Source organism: Williamsia sp. MIQD14 (assembly GCF_051025635.1).
Taxonomy (GTDB): domain Bacteria; phylum Actinomycetota; class Actinomycetes; order Mycobacteriales; family Mycobacteriaceae; genus Williamsia_A.
Genome location: NZ_JBPFDG010000002.1, coordinates 476,310 through 495,157, shown reverse-complemented (window position 1 = coordinate 495,157; position 18,848 = coordinate 476,310). Strand labels below are relative to the sequence as shown.

Sequence of the window (18,848 nt, the reverse complement as noted above, 5' to 3'; positions counted from 1 at the left end):
AGAGATTTGTCAGCGCAGGCCGACGCCCGACCAGAAGTCGCACTGGTGGTCGGCGGCGTGGTCGACCATGCGGACACCGGACGAGGTGAAGCCCAGAACGGGCGCCGAGTTAGGCGTCGTCGCGGGCCACGCGGGTGCGCCGGACGCGCTCGGCGTCCCGGTGTGGGCGAACGACGACCAGTACTCGATCATCGTTCGCGACAACGCCGCCTGTGGATCGCGAGGCACGAGGTCGCGGCCGCCGATGTCGAAGATGTACGGCAGATCGTCGGCGTGGAATGCCGCATCGGGGATCTGTGGTGACGAACCACCACTCACGTTGGGCCCGGTCTCGTCGGAGAACTCGTAGCTGAACACCGGTGCGTGCGCTGCGTACTCCCGTGCGGACCGTGTTGTCGGACAGGCCCAACCGGCGTCGGTGAACGTACGGGCGAGTGCGGCGGGCGCGGTGGTGAACCGCGCCGGCGGATAGCGTTCCGCGACATCATCGGCGCGTGCGCCGTAGGCGGCTCGGAGATCATCTGGGAACGACGCTGCGGTGTACGCGGTCGGCATCGCAGCGAGAGCACCTGCGGTGAAGGCGTCGTTCTCGTCGCGGTTGCCGCCCGAGATCAGCGGTACACGCAATGTGTCCCCCGAGGCGACGGCGGCCCGAGGATCTCGGGGGAGCAGGTCGGTCCCGAAGGCGAGATCGTTGCTGAAGTTCTCGTTCTGCTCGAGAAGGGCCGATGTCGGCCGGGATCGCAGACAGTCGAGTGTCGTGGTGCCAGAACACCCCAAGGCCTGCGCAGCGGTCGTCCCCGTCGCGATGGCGGTCGCCGCGGGCACGTACGGCCGCTCCTGTGGTACCCCGGGATAGAAGGCTCCCGCGGGGAACACCAGCGCACACGACCCCGACGAGATGATGGCCTTGTCGATGAGGCCGCGTGCCGCAGGAGAGGTCAGCGCAGCACACGTCGACATCCCGCCGGCGGACTCGCCGAAGACGGTGACGTTGTCGGAATCTCCGCCGAGGGCTTCTGCGTTCCGCTTCACCCAGCGCAGCGATTCGAGTTGGTCGGCGAATCCGAAGTCGCCGCCGCCGGCGAGTCCCGGAAGCGCGAGATAGCCGAAGATGCCGAGGCGGTAGTTCACCGTCACCACCATGACATCGCCGGTGTCGGCGAGCCGCTGGGCGTCGTAGGCGGAACCGGAGCCCGTGGTGTAACCGCCTCCGTGCCACCAGACCATCACCGGCAAGGGTTTGTCCGCGTCGATCCTGCGTGGGGTGGTGACGTTGAGGAAGAGGCAGTCCTCGCTCGGTGGATCCGTCGTGACGCCCGGTGTCGGGGCCTGCTCGCATCGCGCACCGGGGCGGGTGGCGTCCACCCGCGCGTCCGGCGTGTCGACGGCTGTCGGCAGAGTCCACCGCTGTGTACCGGTGGGCGGTTGCGCGTATCTGATCCCCAGGAACTGGCGGGTGGTCGTACCCGCTTTCCCCTGCAGCACACCGCTGCTGGTCTGCACCGAGAGTGGGGCGTCGGTGGGTGCCGACGTGCGCGTGCTGTCCTCGCCGCACGCCGCCGTGGCGATCAGTGCGAGGGAGGTGAGGGCGCAGACGATCTTCCTCATGCGGTCTCCGATCGGGTTGCTGCGTCGAAGAGGTTGCCGATCTCCCGTCCGAGACGGGTGGGATCGGCGCCAGCGGCGATCTGGCCGATCGCGGTGTCGAGAACGGCCCGCAGTGATGCGGCCATCACGTCGACATCGAATCGTCGGAACTCACGTGTCCGCTGCCCACGTCGCAGAATCGCTGTCACCTTCGCCGTCTCGACGGCGTGCTCGTCGCGGTCGTCGCGTCCGACGGTGTCGACGTGGTCGGAACGATAGATCGCCGACAGTGCCACCATCTCGCGGATGTGCCGGGTATAGAAGGTGATGCTGCCGGTGATCATCGCGCGGATCGCAGCGGACGGGGTGCCGGCATCCTGGACCGACGTTTCGACCTCGTCGCGACCGAGCGAATAGATGTGCACCACCACCGCGTCGAGTAGGGCCGCTCGATCGGTGAAGTGGTAGTTGATGACGCCGCGACTCACCCCCGCGCGTGCGGCGATGGCCACGAAGGTCGCTCCCGCGACACCGGCCTCGGCGAGCACGGCGATGGTCGCGTCGATGAGTTGCTGACGTCGCTTCTCCTGGATGAAGGTCGACGGTCTCGCAGTCGCTGTCGCCACTTTTCAAATCTAACACTGGTGATGATTATTTGTCATCAGTGTCAGAAATATCGCATGGCACACCCGGCGCTCGACATGGATGTCAGAGGGCGCCGCTAGGCTGGTGTCATGTTCGCGGGGGTGGATGTGACGGGGGTCGACGACCTGTTGTCGTCGCCGTCTGCCCGCATCGCGACCGAGATCGCGCAGGATGCACAGCGGTCGGAGAATCGTTGTGCCGCAGCCAAGGTGATCGCGGCCGGTCGTCTGCACGAGATCCGTTTCGCCGCGATTAGTGCCGGTGAGGACGGGCTCGGTCCCCAGTTCGGCAACATCGCCGACAAGGGCGCCACCGTCGAGGTCGCGACAACACTCGGTGTGTCGACGTCGAAGGCCACCACCCTCATCGGTCTGGCGATCGCGCTCGACGCGCTACCGGATCTGCGGGCGGCATTCCTGAACGGTGACATGGACATCTACCGCACCACCATGATCGCGACCACCATCGACACCCACGAACCGATCGTGCGCAAGCAGCTCGAGGCCGAGGCCATCCGCCTCGACGCCGAGACCGCGATGTCGCATCGGCAACTCCGCGACCGCCTCGAGGCGATGTGCATCGAGCTCGATCCCGAACAGGCAGCGCGTGATCGCGAGGACTTCGCCGAACAGCAGGACTTTCGTGTGAAACCCGATCGGCACGGTCACGCGGTCATCGCCGGATGCGTTCCGGCGCAGGATGGTAGAGAGATCGAGGCCCGTGTCGCCGATCTGGTCGCGACTCTGTGCCACGGTGATCCGCGTTGGATCGGCCAGAAGCGTGCCGCAGCCCACCTCGCTCTCATCCGTGGCGAGACCACCCTGTCGTGCTGGTGCGGTGCTGATGACTGCCCGAGTGCGTCGGACGCACCTTCCGCCGAGCTGGTGCCGGTGCGCACACTCGTCGTCGTCCACGCCGACGCCCCCACGCCGGCAGGCCACGTCGGCGCGATGACGCCGTGGATCGACGGACACGGTGCCATCGATCCCGTACTCGTACGCCGACTTGCCGCCGACGCCACCTGGCAGGAGATGTACGGCGACACCCTCACCGCGCACTCCCAGACGTCGGCCTCGGGTGCCCGACGAGGTCGCCGGCACCCCGCCGGAACGATCGGCTGTATCCGCGACGGGCACCGTCAGACATCTGGTCACACACCGGCGCCCGGACCGCCACCCGGTGCGCTCACCTACACGCCGTCACAGTCGTTACGGGACTGGATCACCGACCATGATCAGCACTGCCGGTTCCCGTTCTGCAACCAGCCGCCCGATGCGTGCGAGATCGACCATCAGATCCCTTTGGACCACACCGATCCCGCGGGCGGCGGGTGGACGATCCGGATCAACCTGGCACTGTTGTGCGTGCTGCACCACCACGTGAAGACGGCGGGGCTCTGGCACGCCCACATGCACCCGGACCGCTCCATCACGTGGACCCACCGCGACACCGGCGCCGCGTTCACCACCCATCCGGTGCGCTGAGGCTCAGATCCCCACCACCACGCGCTGCCGCCCCAGTTCCTCTCGATAGCGTTCGACGTTGGCCATCTTGATCGACTCGTATCCCCGCACCATGTCGGGGAGTTCGGCGAGCGCGATCGCGGCCTCGAGCCGGTCACGACCGATCGCGCCGGACGAGACAGCCGCGACCATCCCGTCGAGCACTGCTCGGTACTCGACGATCAGTTCCCGTTCGGTGCGGCGTACCTCGGCTCGACCGAACGGGTCGAGTCGGGTGCCCCGCAACCTCTTCGCCCGTGCCAGACCCGAGAGCGCCGGCCGTGCCCAGCCGCCCAGCGACAGCTTGTTCCGCATGCCCATCGCCCGCAGCGTCGGCGGATGTAGCCGGACCGCGACCTTCGCGTCGTCGCCGAACTGGCCCGCGACCTCCGCCGCGAACGCGGCATCGGCGGTGAGTCGAGCCACCTCGTACTCGTCCTTGTAGGCCATCAGCTTGAACAGGTTGCGCGCCACCGCGATGCTCAGGAGCGATGTGCCCAGGCTCTTCTCGGCCTCGATCACCCGTGACATGTCCTCGACGTACCGCTGCGCATAGCGCCGGTCCTGGTAGGCGATGAGCTCGTCGACCCGTCGCAGCAGGACCTCGCGAAGCTCGTCGTCGAGGTCGCCGAGCGACGTCACCATGTCCGATGCCGCCGACGACGGCGTGGCCTCGACCGGAGCGGGATGGCGCTGCGAGATCGCCGCACGCACCGCGTCCGGATCGGCGACCACCTGACGTCCGCGGCGGAACGCCTGCAGATTCGCCGCCACCGCGACACCGTTGAGCTCGATCGCCCGTTCCAGTGAGTCGGCCGAGATCGCCAGCGCCCCCGTCTGATACGCCGCACCCACCATCAGCATGTTCGCGTACTGCTCGTCACCGAACAGCTCGGTCGCGAGCGACATCGGGTCGAGATACACCGCCCGTCCGGTCGCACGGTCGATCGCGTCGTGGATCTGCTGGTCGGTGGGGAACCCGACCGAGGTGTCGACCACCATCGCGCCGGTCGGGATCGCACTCGTCGACACCACGGCCGTGGTCCGGTCCGGGCTCGCGACCTTGAGGTTCACCGGGTCGGCGCCGACGAGCGGATCGCACGACAGGTAGAGGTCGCAGTCACCCGAGGCGATCTTCGCCGCCTGCTCGATCGGACCGTCGGGTGTGGGCGGTCCGATCTTGACGTCGCTGACCACCGCCCCACCCTTCTGGGCGAGACCGGTCATGTCGACGGTGCGCGCATCGAGCCCGTCGAGCACACCAGCGGTCGCGAGCACCTGCGACACCGTCACGACGCCGGTACCGCCGATACCGGTCACCCGCAATCGGAAGCCGTCGTGGGCGCGACGTCGGCGGTCCGGTTCGACGAGCTGCGCGGCCGAGAGGTCAGGCACCGCACCCCGTGCCGTCGGCGCGGTACCGGGTGTCACGGTCACGAACGACGGGCAGTCGCCCTTGAGGCACGAGAAGTCGAGATTGCATGAGCTCTGGTCGATGTGTGTCTTCCGACCGAACTCGGTCTCCACCGGATGTACCGACAGGCAGTTGGACGTCTCGCCGCAGTCGCCGCAGCCCTCACAGATGCGTTCGTTGATCATGACGCGCTGCGCGGGGACCGGTGCGTTGCCGCGCTTGCGCTTCCGGCGCTTCTCGGCGGCGCAGTGCTGATCGTGCACCAGGACGGTGACACCCGGGACCGCCGCCAGTTCGTTCTGCACCTCGAGCATGTCGTCGCGGTGTCGGACGGTCACCGCGGCGGGGAGTCCCAGAGCCCGGGTGCGGGTCGGGTCGTCGGAGGTCACCACGACGCGACCCACCCCCTCGGCGAGGAGCAGCGCCGTGAGCTGCGGCAGTCCCTGCGCGCCGACCGCATCCTGACCACCGGTCATCGCGACGGTGCCGTTGTAGAGCAGCTTGTAGGTGATGTTCTCGCCGGAGGCGACGGCGTAGCGCAGCGCCAGGGATCCGGAGTGCATGAAGGTGCCGTCGCCGACGTTCTGCACGAAGTGGCGCTCGGTCAGGAAGGGCGCCATGCCCAGCCACTGCGCACCCTCGCCACCCATCTGCGTGACGCCGGTGACGTCGCCCACCTGCGCCGGGTCCATCAGCAGAACCATGGCGTGGCAACCGATCCCCGCACCGACGAGGGTGTCGTCGGAGACCTTCGTCGAGCTGTTGTGCGGGCACCCCGAACAGAAATACGGGCTGCGCACCGCGAGCGGCAGCTCGATGCGGGTGCGCCTGCGGCTCTGCCGGTCGACCCAGTCGACCGCGGCGGGCACGTGGTGGCGGCGTGCGAGTCGCGAGCCCAGTCCTCGCACCACCGCGTCGATGTCGAGTTCGCCGAAGCGCGAGAACAACGTCGACCCGTCCTCGTTGGCCTTGCCGACGATGGCGGGCGCGTCGGAGCGGCGGAACAGGATGTCGCGCATCATCGTCTCGATGAAGTCGCGCTTCTCCTCCACGACGATCACCTCGTCGAGTCCGGCCACGAACTCGTCGAGCACCTGACGCTCGAAGGGGTAGACCATGCCCAGCTTGAGGATGCGGATGCCCAGTGATCCCAACTCGTCGTCACCGATCCCGATGAGTCGCAGCGCTTCCCGGACGTCGAGATAGGTCTTGCCCGCAGCGACGATACCGATGCGGTCGTCGGCGGTGCGCGACACGATGCGGTTGAGTCCGTTGAGGCGGGCGTACTCCTCGGCGCGTGGCTTGCGGATGGTCAGCTGGTTCTGTTCGAGCTCCATGAGGTTGGCGCCGAGCAACTTGCCGCTCGGGATGTGCGGGCTCGTGCCGAGGTCGCCGTACACCGGCACGATGCGGTCGGGGTCGACGAACGCCGTCGAGGCGCCGTCGGCGACGTGCGCGGAGATCTTCATCGATGTCCATAGACCCGACACCCGCGACATCATCGCGGCGTGGACGCCGAAGTCGAGGATGTCCTGCGAGTCGGCGGGGTAGAGGATCGGCATGTACAGGTCGGCGAGCGCCATCTCCGACGCACAGGGGACGGTGGAACTCTTCGCGCCGGGGTCGTCGCCGACGAGGGCCACCGCGCCGCCGTGGTGGTGGGTGCCGATGAGGTTTGCGTGCCGAAGTGCGTCCGACGCCCGGTCGAGCCCGGGTGCCTTCCCGTACCAGTACCCGACGACGCCGTCGCGGACGTGGCCCCCGGCGTCGGCGGCGAGGTGGCCGACCCGGGCCGCGACCTGCGAACCCATCACCGAGGTCGCGGCGAGCTCCTCGTTGAGTGCCGGGCGGTGGGTGATGTCGAGCGGATCGAGGTGTCGACGTCGGCGGGCGATCTCGAGGTCGTACCCGGCGAGCGGCGATCCCTCGTAGCCGGAGATGAACGACGCGGTGTGCAGGCCGCTGCGGCGATCGATGCGGGCGCGGTCTCCGACCATGCGGACCAGCGCCTGGATGCCGGTGAGGTAGATGGTGCCCGACTCGCGCGTGTAGCGGTCGTCGAGCGAGAAGGCGGTCGCACCGTCTCGGTGCGGGTCGGTCGGGCCGCCGGTAGGGCGCTCGGTTGCGAGGGTCATAGGGGTCACCTGGGCCTTTGCGTATGTGTCCGGCCGCGGCCCCGGGGGTGGTGGGGACGGCCGTCCTTTGTTGTCGGTGCATCACCGTGTGTCGGTGACACCACCGTAGGCGGCGATCGTGACGTGTGTCACGTCGGGATGCATCATGGCGGTATGACGCAGTCCTCCCCTCAGACCTCGTACGCCCGCGGTGAGGCCCGCCCGCCTCTGCTCGAGACGACCATCCCCGCGAACCTCGCCGCCACGGTCGCTCGCGTCCCCGACAACGACGCGCTGATCGACTGCGCGGCCGACCGGAGGTGGACCTACCGTGAGTTCGCCGCGACCGTGCACGCCCTCGCGGCCGGCCTCCACGCGCGCGGACTGCGTCCCGCCGACCGCCTCGGCCTGTGGTCGCCGAACCGGTGGGAATGGGTGGTCACCCAATACGCGTGCGCCGAGATCGGCGTCATCCTGGTCAACCTCAACCCGGCGTACCGGCAGCGCGAGATCGAGTACGCCCTCGTGCAGTCGGGGGCCTCGACGGTCATCGCGGCGCCGTCGTTCAAGGACTCCGACTACCGCGCCATGCTCGCCACCGCACGCGCCTCGTGTCCCGACCTGCGCGAGGTCGTCGTGATGGGCGACCCCGACTGGGACGAGCTGCTCGCCCCACCGACGGAGGAGGCGTCGGCCGCGGTCGCCGCGGTGACCGCAGGGCTGTCGGCCGACGACCCGATCAACATCCAGTACACCTCGGGGACAACGGGATTCCCGAAGGGGGCGACGCTGTCGCACCGCAACATCGGCAACAACGGATACCTGGTCGGGGAACTCTGCGGCTACACCGCCGACGACCGCATCGCCATCCCGGTGCCCTTCTATCACTGCTTCGGCATGGTGATGGGAAATCTCGCTGCGACGAGCCACGGTGCGGCGATGGTGATCCCCGCCCCGGCGTTCGACCCGGAGGCGACCCTGCGTGCGGTCGAGCAGCACAGGTGTACCAGTCTGTACGGCGTGCCGACCATGTTCATCGCCGAACTCGCCCTGCTCGATTCGACCGATGCCGGGTCCTACGACCTGTCCTCGCTGCGCACCGGGATCATGGCGGGGTCGCCGTGTCCGGAACACGTGATGCGCCAGGTCGTCACGCGGATGAACATGGATGAGGTGTCGATCTGCTACGGCATGACCGAGACGTCGCCGGTGTCGACGCAGACCCGCACCGACGACTCCCTCGACCGTCGCGTCGGCACGGTCGGGCGTGTCGGTCCGCATCTCGAGATCAAGATCGTCGACGGCGACGACGCGACGGTCGACCGCGGGGTCGCCGGCGAGTTCTGTACCCGCGGCTACAGCGTGATGAGTGGCTACTGGAACGAGCCGGCGAAGACGGCCGAGGTGCTCGGCGACGACGGCTGGATGCACACCGGTGACATCGCCGTCATGGACGACGACGGGTACGTGCAGATCACCGGGCGGATCAAGGACATGGTGATCCGCGGCGGCGAGAACATCTATCCCCGGGAGATCGAGGAGTTCCTCTACACCCACCCCGACATCCTCGACGCCCAGGTGATCGGCGTCCCCGACGAACGGTACGGCGAGGAGATCATGGCGTGGGTACGGCTGCGTGACGGTGCGCCGGTGATGACGGCGGAATCGTTGCGGGAGTTCTCGTCCGGGGTGATCGCCAAGCACAAGATCCCGCGGTACGTCCACGTCGTCGAGGAGTTCCCGATGACCGTGACCGGCAAGGTGCGCAAGGTCGTGATGCGCGAACAGGCCGCGCAGATGCTGGGCGTGACCGCGCCATGACCCCGCAACCCGAGACCACCGCGATCGAACGCTTCGCCGAGCGACTGCCCGACGACGTCGGGGGCGACTACGCCTCGATGTGGCAGTGGTCGATCGACGAGCCCGCGCGGTTCTGGCGTGCTCTCTGGGATTTCTTCGACCTCGAGAACCGGGGCGCCCCACTGGGTCCCGACGACGACGCGGTGTTGTCCGACGAGACCATGCCCGGCGCGCAGTGGTTCCCCGGCGTCGAACTCAACTACGTCGACCAGGTGCTGCGCCACGCCGACGGCTCAGGCGGTCCGGCGCTGATCGGCATAGACGAGGCGGGGGAGCGGACCGTCATCGACCGCGCCGACCTGTCCGGGCGGATCGGCGCTCTTGCCGCCGCGCTGTCCGACGCGGGCGTGAAACGCGGCGACGTCGTCGTCGGCTACCTGCCCGACGTCGTCGAGGCGATGACCGTGTTCCTCGCGTCTGCCTCGCTCGGCGCGATCTGGTCGGGATGCGGCGCCGACTACGCACCCGACGGTGCCGCGGCCCGTCTCGGCCAACTCGCCCCGAGCGCACTGGTCGTCGCCAACGGGTACCGCTACAACGGCAAGTGGATCGACAAGCGCACGCACGTCGACGATCTCGCCGCCGCGCTGGGGACGCTGCGCGCGATCGTCACCGTGCACATCGACGGCGGCCCCGCGCTGTCCACCGACGGGTGGGGCGACGTCGCCGTCATCGATCACGACACCGTCGTCGCCGAGCCACGTGCACCGCAGGTCGCCGACGTCGCCTTCGACCACCCGCTGTGGGTGCTCTTCAGTTCCGGCACCACCGGCCGCCCGAAGGGCATCGTGCACGGCCACGGCGGTGTCGTGCTCGAACACCTCAAGGTCATCTCGCTGCACTCCGACCTCGGCCCGGGTGACGTCTTCTTCTGGCAGACCGCGCTCAGCTGGATGATGTGGAACTACCGTGTCGCCGGGTTGCTCTGCGGCGCAACGGTGATCTGCTACTCCGGCTCCCCGCTGTATCCCGACGCCGACCGGCTGTGGTCGCTGCTGGAGCGTGAGGGCGTCACCTACTTCGGGACGAGTCCCGGCCAACTGCAGGCCTCCCGCAAGGCGGGCCTGCACCCCGGCACCGACCACGATCTGCACCGGCTCGCGACCCTCGGCAGCACCGGATCGACCCTGGCCGCCGACCTGTTCGACTGGGTCGCCGAGAACGTCGGCGCCGGAGTCGCGGTGTCATCGGTGAGCGGGGGCACCGATGTCGTCACCGCCTTCGCCGGCGGTTCGGTCGGCGTACCGGTGGTGCCGGGCGAGCTGTCGGTGCGCTATCTCGGCGTGGCCCTGCACAGCTGGGCACCCGACCGGACCGAACTGATCGACGAGGTCGGGGAGATGGTCATCACAACCCCCATGCCGTCGATGCCGGTGTCGTTCTGGGCCGACGACGACGGCAGTCGCTACCGCGCCGCCTATTTCGAGCACATCTGGGAACAAGGTGCGATGCCGGGGGTGTGGCGTCACGGCGACTGGGTGACGGTCACCGACCGCGGTTCGGTGGTGATCCACGGCCGCAGCGACGCGACACTGAACCGCCACGGCATCCGCATGGGGTCGGCCGACATCTACGAGGTCGTCGAAGCCGTCCCGGAGATCGCCGAGGCCTTCGTCCTCGGTGTCGACGGTCCCGACGGCGCCTACTGGATGCCGCTGTTCGTCACCCTCGTCGACGGCGCGGCACTCGACGACGCCCTGATCGCGCGGATCGCGTCCGACGTGCGTACACGGCTCTCCCCGCGGCACGTCCCCGACGAGGTGATCGAGGCCCCCGGCATCCCGCACACGCGCACCGGCAAGAAACTCGAGGTCCCGGTCACCGGGATCCTGGCCGGACGGACCGACGTCGCGATCGACCCACGCTCGATGGACGACCCGTCGCTGCTGGAGTGGTACACCGCCCAGGGGGCCGCCCACCGATGGTGAGCGGGGCGCGGCGGACGGGGACGGTTCGCCACGGCAAGCACTTCGACTCACGCCGGGCGCAAGGGGTCACAGACCACCGATGCGTTGCTGTCATGTCCTCCATGACTTCCACACTCTCCCGTGACACCACCGTCCCGACCGATCGCAGCGCCTGGACCGAGACCCCGAGCGACTCCGCCGGGTGGATCCGACGCGCCCATGAGGTCGCCGCGATCCTCGCCGCCGACGCCGTCGAGCGCGACCGCGCCGGCGCGACCCCGCACGCCGAGGTCGCCCTGCTCAAGGAGTCGGGCTTGGTCACCCTCCTGGGCCCCGTCGAGCACGGCGGTGGCGGCCAGGACTGGATCACTGCCTACGAGGTGATCCGCGCCGTGGCCGCGGGCGACGGGTCCATCGGCCAGCTGCTCGGATACCACCTGCTGTGGTTCTGGGCGGCCCGACTCGTCGGCACGCGCGAGCAGATCGAAGCGGTGGAAACCGCTGCGACGCAGAACAAGTGGTTCTTCGGCGGCGCGGTCAACCCGCGTGACAGCGACGTGAGGATCACCGACAACGGCGACACCATCAGCTACCACGGGCGCAAGTCGTTCTCGACGGGGTCGCACGTCTCCGACGTCACCGTGCTCGAGGGTGTCCTCGAGACCACCGGCGCCCACGTCTTCGCGATCGTGCCGAGCGACAGCGAGGGCCTCACCTTCCACCACGACTGGGACAACCTCGGTCAGCGGCTCACCGAGAGCGGCAGCGTCACCATCGACAACGTGACCACCGAGTGGGCGTCGGCGGCCGGTTTCGTGGACAAGGAGTTCCAGCCCCGCGTCTACAACTCCCTCAACGTCCCGATCATCCAGCTCGTGTTCGTGAACTTCTATCTCGGCATCGCCCGGGGCGCGCTGCAGACCGCCGCCGACTACACCCGCGACACCACCCGCCCGTGGTTGCACGGCGGATTCGACCGCGCCGTCGACGAGCCGTACGTCATCGACACCTACGGCGACCTGACCACGAAGCTGTGGGCCGCCGAGGCGCTCGCCGACGCCGTGGCCGTCGAGCAGCAGCAGATCCACGACAACGCGTGGGACGTCACCGCCGCCGAACGCGGTGCCCACGAGGTGCGGGTGGCCGCGGCCAAGGCCGCCGCCACCGACGTCGCGCTCGAGATCACGACCCGCATCTTCGAGGTCACCGGCGCCCGTTCGACGGCGTCGAAGGTCGGACTCGATCTGTTCTTCCGCAACGTCCGTACGCACACGCTGCACGACCCGGTCGCCTACAAGCGTCGCGAGGTGGGGCGCCACCAGCTCATCGGCGAACTGCCCGAACCCACCTGGTACAGCTGAGGCATCCGACACCGTCCGACGAAACCCGACACGACCCGTGAACCCGCCGGTCGTGTCGGGTTTCGCCGATGTCGGAGGGGTTGCTCGCGGACATCGGTACGTTAGCGTGGGCAGCGATGATCGGCCGCGGTGTCGATCGCGGGAACGCGATCGCCTGAGGTCACGAGTGCACCAACGCGGTCACACGCGAACGAATCCGGTGAGGAGACACCACATGACGTATCAATCCGGCGGGGGCCACGACCGACCAGGCTCGGGATCGACACCCGCGAGCGGCTCGGAGTACGGGACCCCGGGTTCCTACGGTCAGCAGGGCCAGCAGTGGGGCCAGCAGGGCTACCCCCAGGGCTACGGCCAGCAGGCGGGGCAGCAGCCGACCTACGGTCAGCCCGGTCAGCCCGGTCAGCAGGGCTACCAGGGCTACGGCCAGCAGCCCGGCCAGGGCGGTCAGCCGGGGTACGGCCAGCCGCAGCAGCCCGGTCAGGGCGGCGCGCAGCAGGGTTACGGACAGCAGCCGGCCTACGGTCAGCCCGGTCAGCAGGGCTACCAGGGGTACGGCCAGCAGCCCGGTCAGCAGGGTGTGCAGCAGGGATACGGCCAGCAGCCCGGTCAGCAGGGCTACGGCCAGCAGCCGTGGGGCCAGCAGGCCTGGGGTCAGGGTGCCCAGGGTGGCCAGCAGCCCTGGGGTCAGCCCGCCCCGGCGAAGAAGCCGAGCCAGGGTCTGCCCGCCGCGATCGGCACCTACCTCGTCTACATCCTCACCGCGCTCGGTCTGGTGAACCTGTTCCTGGGCTTCGCCAACGGCATCAGCTTCGGTGACACGGCGGGCAGCAGCACGCTGTTCCAGTCGATCATCGGTGTCCCGCTCCTCGTGCTCGCCGGAGCCGGTCTCATCGCCGGCACCACGCTGCTGCCGAACATCACCGGCAAGGTCAGCCACATCGTGGCGCCGCTCTCGGTGGTCGCGGCGCTCATGGCGCTGTTCCAGATCGTGACCCTGCCCGAGGGCGTCAGCGCCGGCATCGGCTCGATCCTGCTGCTGGTGTTCGGTCTCATCCAGGCCGTCGTGGCCGTCGTGCTCCTGCTCGTCGACGCGAAGGTCCTCAAGACCGCCCCGCTCGCGGGCTCGGCCGGTTCCGACAACGACCACACCGCCGACACCGGCCGCCAGGCGACCACCGCCGACTCGGCCGCGCAGACCGCCGTCACCCCGTCGGCCTACGGCTACGGACAGTCGACGGGTCAGTCCACCGGTTCGGCCGACGCCCACACCGGCGGCTCGGCGAGCCAGACCGCGGCCACCCCGGCGCAGGGGCAGTCGGCCCAGGCGCAGCCGTCGCAGGCCGCCCAGCCGACGTACGGACAGTCGGCAGGCACCACCGAGTCCGGCGCGGGCGCGTCGGCGACCGGCGGCGACGCCGCGAGCGGACTGCCCACCGCCGGAACGCAGCCCGGTGCCTCGCCGTACGGCGAGCGCACCACCTCGTTCCAGAGCCCGGACCACCCGGGGTCGTCGGACGCACGCTGATCCACCGGTCGGGCGCGTCGAGGTGACTCGGCGCGCCTGACCCAGGTCAGGGCCCTTCGGTGACACGCTGATCGGCGATGGTCATCTCCACCGGCGACACCCTGTCCACCCGTCTGCGGGAACTGCGCCGTGCGCAACGTCGACACGACGCGCACAGCGCCGGTTCCACGCGCGAACTCGTCGTCGTCGCCTTCGGTGTCGGCGCCGCGACGATGCTGCTCATCGTCGTCCTCGCCCTGGCGTCGCTGCTCGCCGCGGGCAGCTCTCTGACCGGACTGACCGCCGCCGCCGGCGCCATGTGGCTCTCCGCCCACCAGGTCCCGCTGACCATCAGCGAGGTGACCATCGGCATCCTGCCGCTGCTGCCGACCCTCCTCATCGTCGCGATCGTGGCCCGCGTCACCGCGGGTGCCGCATCACGCCGCGGACGATCCGAGATCGCCGCGGTCCTCCTCGCCGCCGTCGCGGGCCCGCTGCTCATCACCGTCCTCAGTCTCGCGCTGGTGATGGACGGCTCCACCGTCCTCACCGTGGCGAGCCCGAACGTCCTCCTCGCACTGGCGTGCACCGTCGCGGTGCACGGTGTCGGTGCCGGCCTGGGTGTGTCCCACGGGCAGTGGGCACGGATCGGTGCCCGTCTCGGTGTCGCCGAATGGGCGCCGAACGCGATGCGCGCCGCCGCGGTCGCGGTGATCGGTCTGCTCAGCGCGGGCGCACTCCTGCTGGTGGTGCGCCTGGTCTGGCAGTTCTCGGTCGTCGGCGACGTCCTCACGCAGGGCAACGGATTCGCCGGCGCGCTCGGTCTCACCGTGCTGTCGGTGCTCTACCTGCCCAACATGGTGATCGGCGCGTCGGCCGTCCTGGTCGGCGCCGACGCCCACATCGGCACCGCGGGCGGCGACCTGTTCTCCGCGCACGGCGGCTCGGTGCCCCCGCTGCCCGTCGTCGCCGTCCTGCCCTCGACGGTGTCGGTGGCCGCCCCCGGACTGATGCTGCTCACCGCGATCGTCGCGTTCGTCGCCGCCCGTCGTGCCGTGCACGTCGACCCGATGCGCGCCACACGCACGGTGGCCGCGACCGCGGGCCTGGCCGCGGTCGCGATGGTGGTGCTCACCTGGATCGGTGGAGGGCAGCTCGGCGAACTGGGCTCGGCCGGGGCCACGGTGCCCGCCACCGGCGTGTTCACCTTCGGTTGGTTCGCCGTCGTCGGCATGGTCGTGACCCTGGTCCACGGCCTCCTGCCGTCCACGCGCGCGGCCCGTCGTGCCTGGTACGCCGGTGACGAGGCGTTCGACGACCTCGATCCCGAGGACGCCGAGTTCGACGACGACCTCGAGGCGCACGACCCGGAGGGCGTCGACGCCCCGGCAGTAGACGATGCCGACGATTCCTCCGAGGGCCGCGACGGCTTCCCCGGCGACGACGAACCCACCGTCGAGGTGGAGCCGGTGCGCGCACCGGCGTCGATGGTGTTCGGCGTGCAGTACACCGACCCCGACGATCGTCACTGACCGACTGCTGACGTCGTTCCGGGTGCGCCCGCGGCGGTATCCGGTGGATTCGCCTACAGGACAGCCCACTAGTCTCGGAGGCGTCACGAGCTCCGGTAAGTACCCGCGCCGGACTCGACACGCCATCGCGAGGAGTCGACCCTGAACGCCACGTCACCCGACGACCGCCCCGCGGTGGTCGTGCTGGCATCGGGTACGGGGTCGTTGCTGGCGGCGATCATCGACGCCACCGCCGCCCCGAGCTTTCCCGCGCGGATCACCGGTGTCGTCGTCGACCGTGACTGCCGCGCCGCCGAGCTCGCCGGTGCCGCGGGAATCGAACTGCGGCGCTGTGTCGTCGCCGATCACACCGACCGCACAGCGTGGGACGCCGCGCTCACCGACACCGTCGCCGAGCTCGGTGCCGACGTCGTCGTCACCGCGGGTTTCATGAAGATCCTCGGTGCAGCGTTCCTGGACCGTTTCGGCGGACGGATCATCAACTCCCATCCGGCGCTGCTGCCGTCGTTCCCCGGGGCCCATGCCGTGCGTGATGCGCTGGCGCACGGCGTGAAGGTGACCGGCGCGACGGTGCATCTCGTCGACGACGGCGTCGACACCGGCCCCATCCTCGCGCAGGCGCCGGTGATGATCGACGACCGAGACGACGAGTTCTCCCTCCACGATCGCATCAAGACCGTCGAACGTGTCCTGCTGGTGCAGGTCATTGCCGCATTTGTGACCAGAACTGTTGTGTCCGAAGGACGAAAGGTCCGTTTCTCGTGAGTGAAGGCCCCCGCATCCCCATCCGTCGCGCGCTGATCAGCGTGTACGACAAGGCCGGTCTCGCCGACCTCGCCGCCGCGCTGCACGGCGCGGGGGTGGAGATCGTGTCCACCGGTTCGACGGCGAAGACCATTGCCGCCGAGGGCGTCCCGGTGCTCGAGGTGTCCGACCTCACCGGGTTCCCGGAATGCCTCGACGGCCGCGTGAAGACCCTGCACCCGCGGGTGCACGCGGGGATCCTCGCCGACTCGCGCAAGCAGTCGCACCGCGACCAGCTCGCCGAGCTCGAGATCGCGCCGTTCGACCTCGTCGTCGGCAACCTGTACCCGTTCTCGGCGACCGTCGCCTCCGGCGCCGGGTTCGACGAATGTGTCGAGCAGATCGACATCGGTGGTCCGTCCATGGTGCGCGGTGCGGCGAAGAACCATCCGTCGGTGGCCGTGGTCGTCGACCCCGACGACTACGCACAGGTGATCGCGGCGGTCGGCGACGGTGGCTTCACCCTCGCCGAACGGACCGCACTGGCCGCGAAGGCGTTCGCGCACACCGCGGAATACGACGTCGCGGTGGCCGGGTGGCTGGCCGCGCAGCTCGCCGGGGATGCTGCGCCGGCGTGGACCGGTCGCGCCTGGACGCTCTCGGCGCCGCTGCGCTACGGCGAGAACCCGCATCAGTCCGCGGCCCTCTACGTCGACGGCACCGGCACGGGTGGGCTCGCCCGCGCCGAGCAGCTGCACGGCAAGGAGATGAGCTACAACAACTACACCGACGCCGACGCCGCCTGGCGTGCCGCACACGACTTCGATCGTCCCGCCGTCGCGATCATCAAGCACGCCAACCCCTGTGGCATCGCCGTCGCCGGCGAGAACGGCGACATCGCTGAGGCGCATCGCAAGGCCCACGAGTGTGATCCGGTGAGCGCCTACGGCGGCGTCATCGCGACCAACACCTCGGTGAGCGTCGCGATGGCCGAGCAGATCGCCGAGATCTTCACCGAGGTCCTCGTGGCACCCGGTTTCGACGACGGTGCCCTCGGCGTGCTGACCCGCAAGAAGAACATCCGCATCCTGCTGGCGACGCCGCCGGAGCGCGCGGGAAACGAACTGCGTCCCATCTCCGGCGGACTGCTCGTGCAGCAGCGCGACATCGTCGACGCCGACGGCGACGACCCGCAGAACTGGCAGCTCGCGACCGGCGAACCCGCCGACGCCGCCACCCTCGCCGATCTGCAGTTCGCCTGGCGCGCATGCCGTTCGGTGAAGAGCAATGCCATCCTGCTCGCCTCTGACGGTGCGTCGGTCGGCGTCGGCATGGGGCAGGTCAACCGCGTCGACTCGGCGCACCTCGCCGTCCAGCGCGCCGGCGACCGGGCGGCGGGCAGCGTCGGTGCGTCCGATGCGTTCTTCCCGTTCCCCGACGGCCTACAGGTGCTGACCGCCGCCGGCGTCCGGGCGATCGTGCAGCCGGGCGGATCCATCCGCGACAACGAGGTCATCGACGCCGCCACCGAGGCCGGCATCACCCTCTACCTCACCGGATCACGCCACTTCGCCCACTGATCGGGCTTCGCGCTCCACTTGCCGAGCGGCGCTCCACTTGTAGGCGGAGCGTGACTCGACTGGTGGAGCGCCTGGCGTGATGTCAGACGAGTCCGGCCCGTCGTAGGCCGCGGAGCAGCAACGCCCGGAACCGTTCGGGGTGCATCAGGTCGTCCCAGGTCCACCGGATCATGACGAGGCCGAGATCGCGCAGGGCGTCCTCGCGGACCTTCTCCCGCCACACGTCGTCGGCGGAGTCACCCTCGCGGCCGTACTTGGTTCGACCGTCGAACTCGCCGACCAGGATCCCGCCCCAGGCGAAGTCGACCCGAGCGACCCGTCCGTCGGAACCGATCACGTGGTCCACCTGCAGATCGGGCACCGGCACGTCGGTGAACCCGCGCATCAGCGCTCGACTCAACGATTCGCCGACACTCTCGGATCTGCAGTCGGCCATCGCCAGTGCCCGTCGGGCCACCGGACTGCCGACACGGCGCCGCCCGCGATCGGACACCGAGAGCAGTTGCTGGTGCGCAACCCCCCGTCGCAGCGCGCCGTCGAGGACGGTGACGGCCTGGACGAACGTGCCCGATCGCGCGACATCGACGGCGGTGCGCGCCATCGACGTGACCGCGATCCCGTCGACGATCGTGACCTCGTCGGACTCCCACGGCGTCGCATGCAGCACGAACGCACGCTGTTGACGACGTCCACCCGATCGGCGGTTCACGGTGAAATGGAGGTCGTCGGTGCGGCCGAGGGTGGGCATACGGTGCAGCGCCGCGGCCGAGTGATGACTGACCACCTTGCCGGGTTCACCCATCGACACCGCCGCGCGCACCCGTGACCGGTATCGGTGGTCGAGGTCGGCATGCCCACTGTCGCTCATCGACGGGGCGTACACCCCGCGGTAGAGCCGGTCGAGGTCACCGTCGCGCGTGGCCGCGGCGAGTGACCAATCGTCGACCACACCGGCGGCGATGGCGTCGCGGCGTCGGATGAGCCCACTCGGGTCGGGCGTCAGGTCTCGCATCGCCACATCACACCAGCCGACGATCGGTGCGCGTGCGCACGGCGGGCCTGTCGGATCGCGCCTGTGCACGGGCTTCGATC

Annotated in this window: 12 protein-coding genes; 8 read left to right on the top strand and 4 right to left on the bottom strand. The window is 69.4% G+C overall.

Annotation, left to right across the window (positions count from 1 at the left end):
• Nucleotides 1-9: 9 nt before the first annotated feature.
• On the bottom strand, nucleotides 10-1,611 hold the full coding sequence (locus ACQ7HM_RS09845; protein WP_434216073.1) for a carboxylesterase/lipase family protein: 1,602 nt from the start codon (nucleotides 1,609-1,611) through the stop codon (nucleotides 10-12).
• On the bottom strand, nucleotides 1,608-2,216 hold the full coding sequence (locus ACQ7HM_RS09840) for a TetR family transcriptional regulator (RefSeq protein WP_434216072.1): 609 nt from the start codon (nucleotides 2,214-2,216) through the stop codon (nucleotides 1,608-1,610). The genes ACQ7HM_RS09845 and ACQ7HM_RS09840 overlap by 4 nt, the downstream gene beginning before the upstream one ends.
• Nucleotides 2,217-2,324: 108 nt before the next feature.
• On the opposite strand from ACQ7HM_RS09840, the gene ACQ7HM_RS09835 reads away from it, so the two are divergent.
• A complete protein-coding gene (locus ACQ7HM_RS09835) occupies nucleotides 2,325-3,719 on the top strand; it encodes a DUF222 domain-containing protein (RefSeq protein ID WP_434216071.1) in 1,395 nt (464 codons plus the stop codon).
• A gap of 3 nt (nucleotides 3,720-3,722) precedes the next feature.
• On the opposite strand, the gene ACQ7HM_RS09830 is transcribed toward ACQ7HM_RS09835, so the two are convergent.
• Nucleotides 3,723-7,286: an indolepyruvate ferredoxin oxidoreductase family protein gene (locus ACQ7HM_RS09830; RefSeq protein WP_434216070.1), complete on the bottom strand. Its 3,564-nt coding sequence runs from the start codon at nucleotides 7,284-7,286 to the stop codon at nucleotides 3,723-3,725.
• Between the two features lie 153 nt (nucleotides 7,287-7,439).
• Between ACQ7HM_RS09830 and ACQ7HM_RS09825 the strand changes: the two genes are divergently transcribed.
• From ACQ7HM_RS09825 to purH, 7 genes are all read left to right on the top strand, one after another.
• Entirely contained in the window at nucleotides 7,440-9,086 is a 1,647-nt protein-coding gene (locus ACQ7HM_RS09825) for an AMP-binding protein (protein WP_434216069.1), read from the top strand.
• Nucleotides 9,083-11,053, top strand: coding sequence for an acetoacetate--CoA ligase (locus ACQ7HM_RS09820; RefSeq protein WP_434216068.1), 1,971 nt, complete (start codon nucleotides 9,083-9,085; stop codon nucleotides 11,051-11,053). Before ACQ7HM_RS09825 ends, ACQ7HM_RS09820 begins: the two co-directional genes overlap by 4 nt.
• A 101-nt stretch (nucleotides 11,054-11,154) precedes the next feature.
• Nucleotides 11,155-12,393 (top strand): acyl-CoA dehydrogenase family protein, encoded by a 1,239-nt coding sequence (locus tag ACQ7HM_RS09815; RefSeq protein WP_434216067.1) that lies wholly within the window; start codon nucleotides 11,155-11,157, stop codon nucleotides 12,391-12,393.
• 214 nt (nucleotides 12,394-12,607) lie between these two features.
• A complete protein-coding gene (locus tag ACQ7HM_RS09810; RefSeq protein ID WP_434216066.1) occupies nucleotides 12,608-13,921 on the top strand; it encodes a DUF5336 domain-containing protein in 1,314 nt (437 codons plus the stop codon).
• Between the two features lie 77 nt (nucleotides 13,922-13,998).
• On the top strand, nucleotides 13,999-15,432 hold the full coding sequence (locus tag ACQ7HM_RS09805; RefSeq protein ID WP_434216065.1) for a cell division protein PerM: 1,434 nt from the start codon (nucleotides 13,999-14,001) through the stop codon (nucleotides 15,430-15,432).
• Nucleotides 15,433-15,606: 174 nt separating this feature from the next.
• Entirely contained in the window at nucleotides 15,607-16,197 is a 591-nt protein-coding gene (gene purN / locus ACQ7HM_RS09800; RefSeq protein WP_434216064.1) for a phosphoribosylglycinamide formyltransferase, read from the top strand.
• The gene (gene purH / locus ACQ7HM_RS09795) at nucleotides 16,194-17,756 is read left to right on the top strand and encodes a bifunctional phosphoribosylaminoimidazolecarboxamide formyltransferase/IMP cyclohydrolase (protein WP_434216063.1); all 1,563 of its coding nucleotides are present in this window, start codon (nucleotides 16,194-16,196) and stop codon (nucleotides 17,754-17,756) included. The genes purN and purH overlap by 4 nt, the downstream gene beginning before the upstream one ends.
• Nucleotides 17,757-17,838: 82 nt before the next feature.
• On the opposite strand, the gene ACQ7HM_RS09790 is transcribed toward purH, so the two are convergent.
• Entirely contained in the window at nucleotides 17,839-18,768 is a 930-nt protein-coding gene (locus ACQ7HM_RS09790) for a hypothetical protein (RefSeq protein WP_434216062.1), read from the bottom strand.
• Between the last annotated feature and the right edge of the window lie 80 nt (nucleotides 18,769-18,848).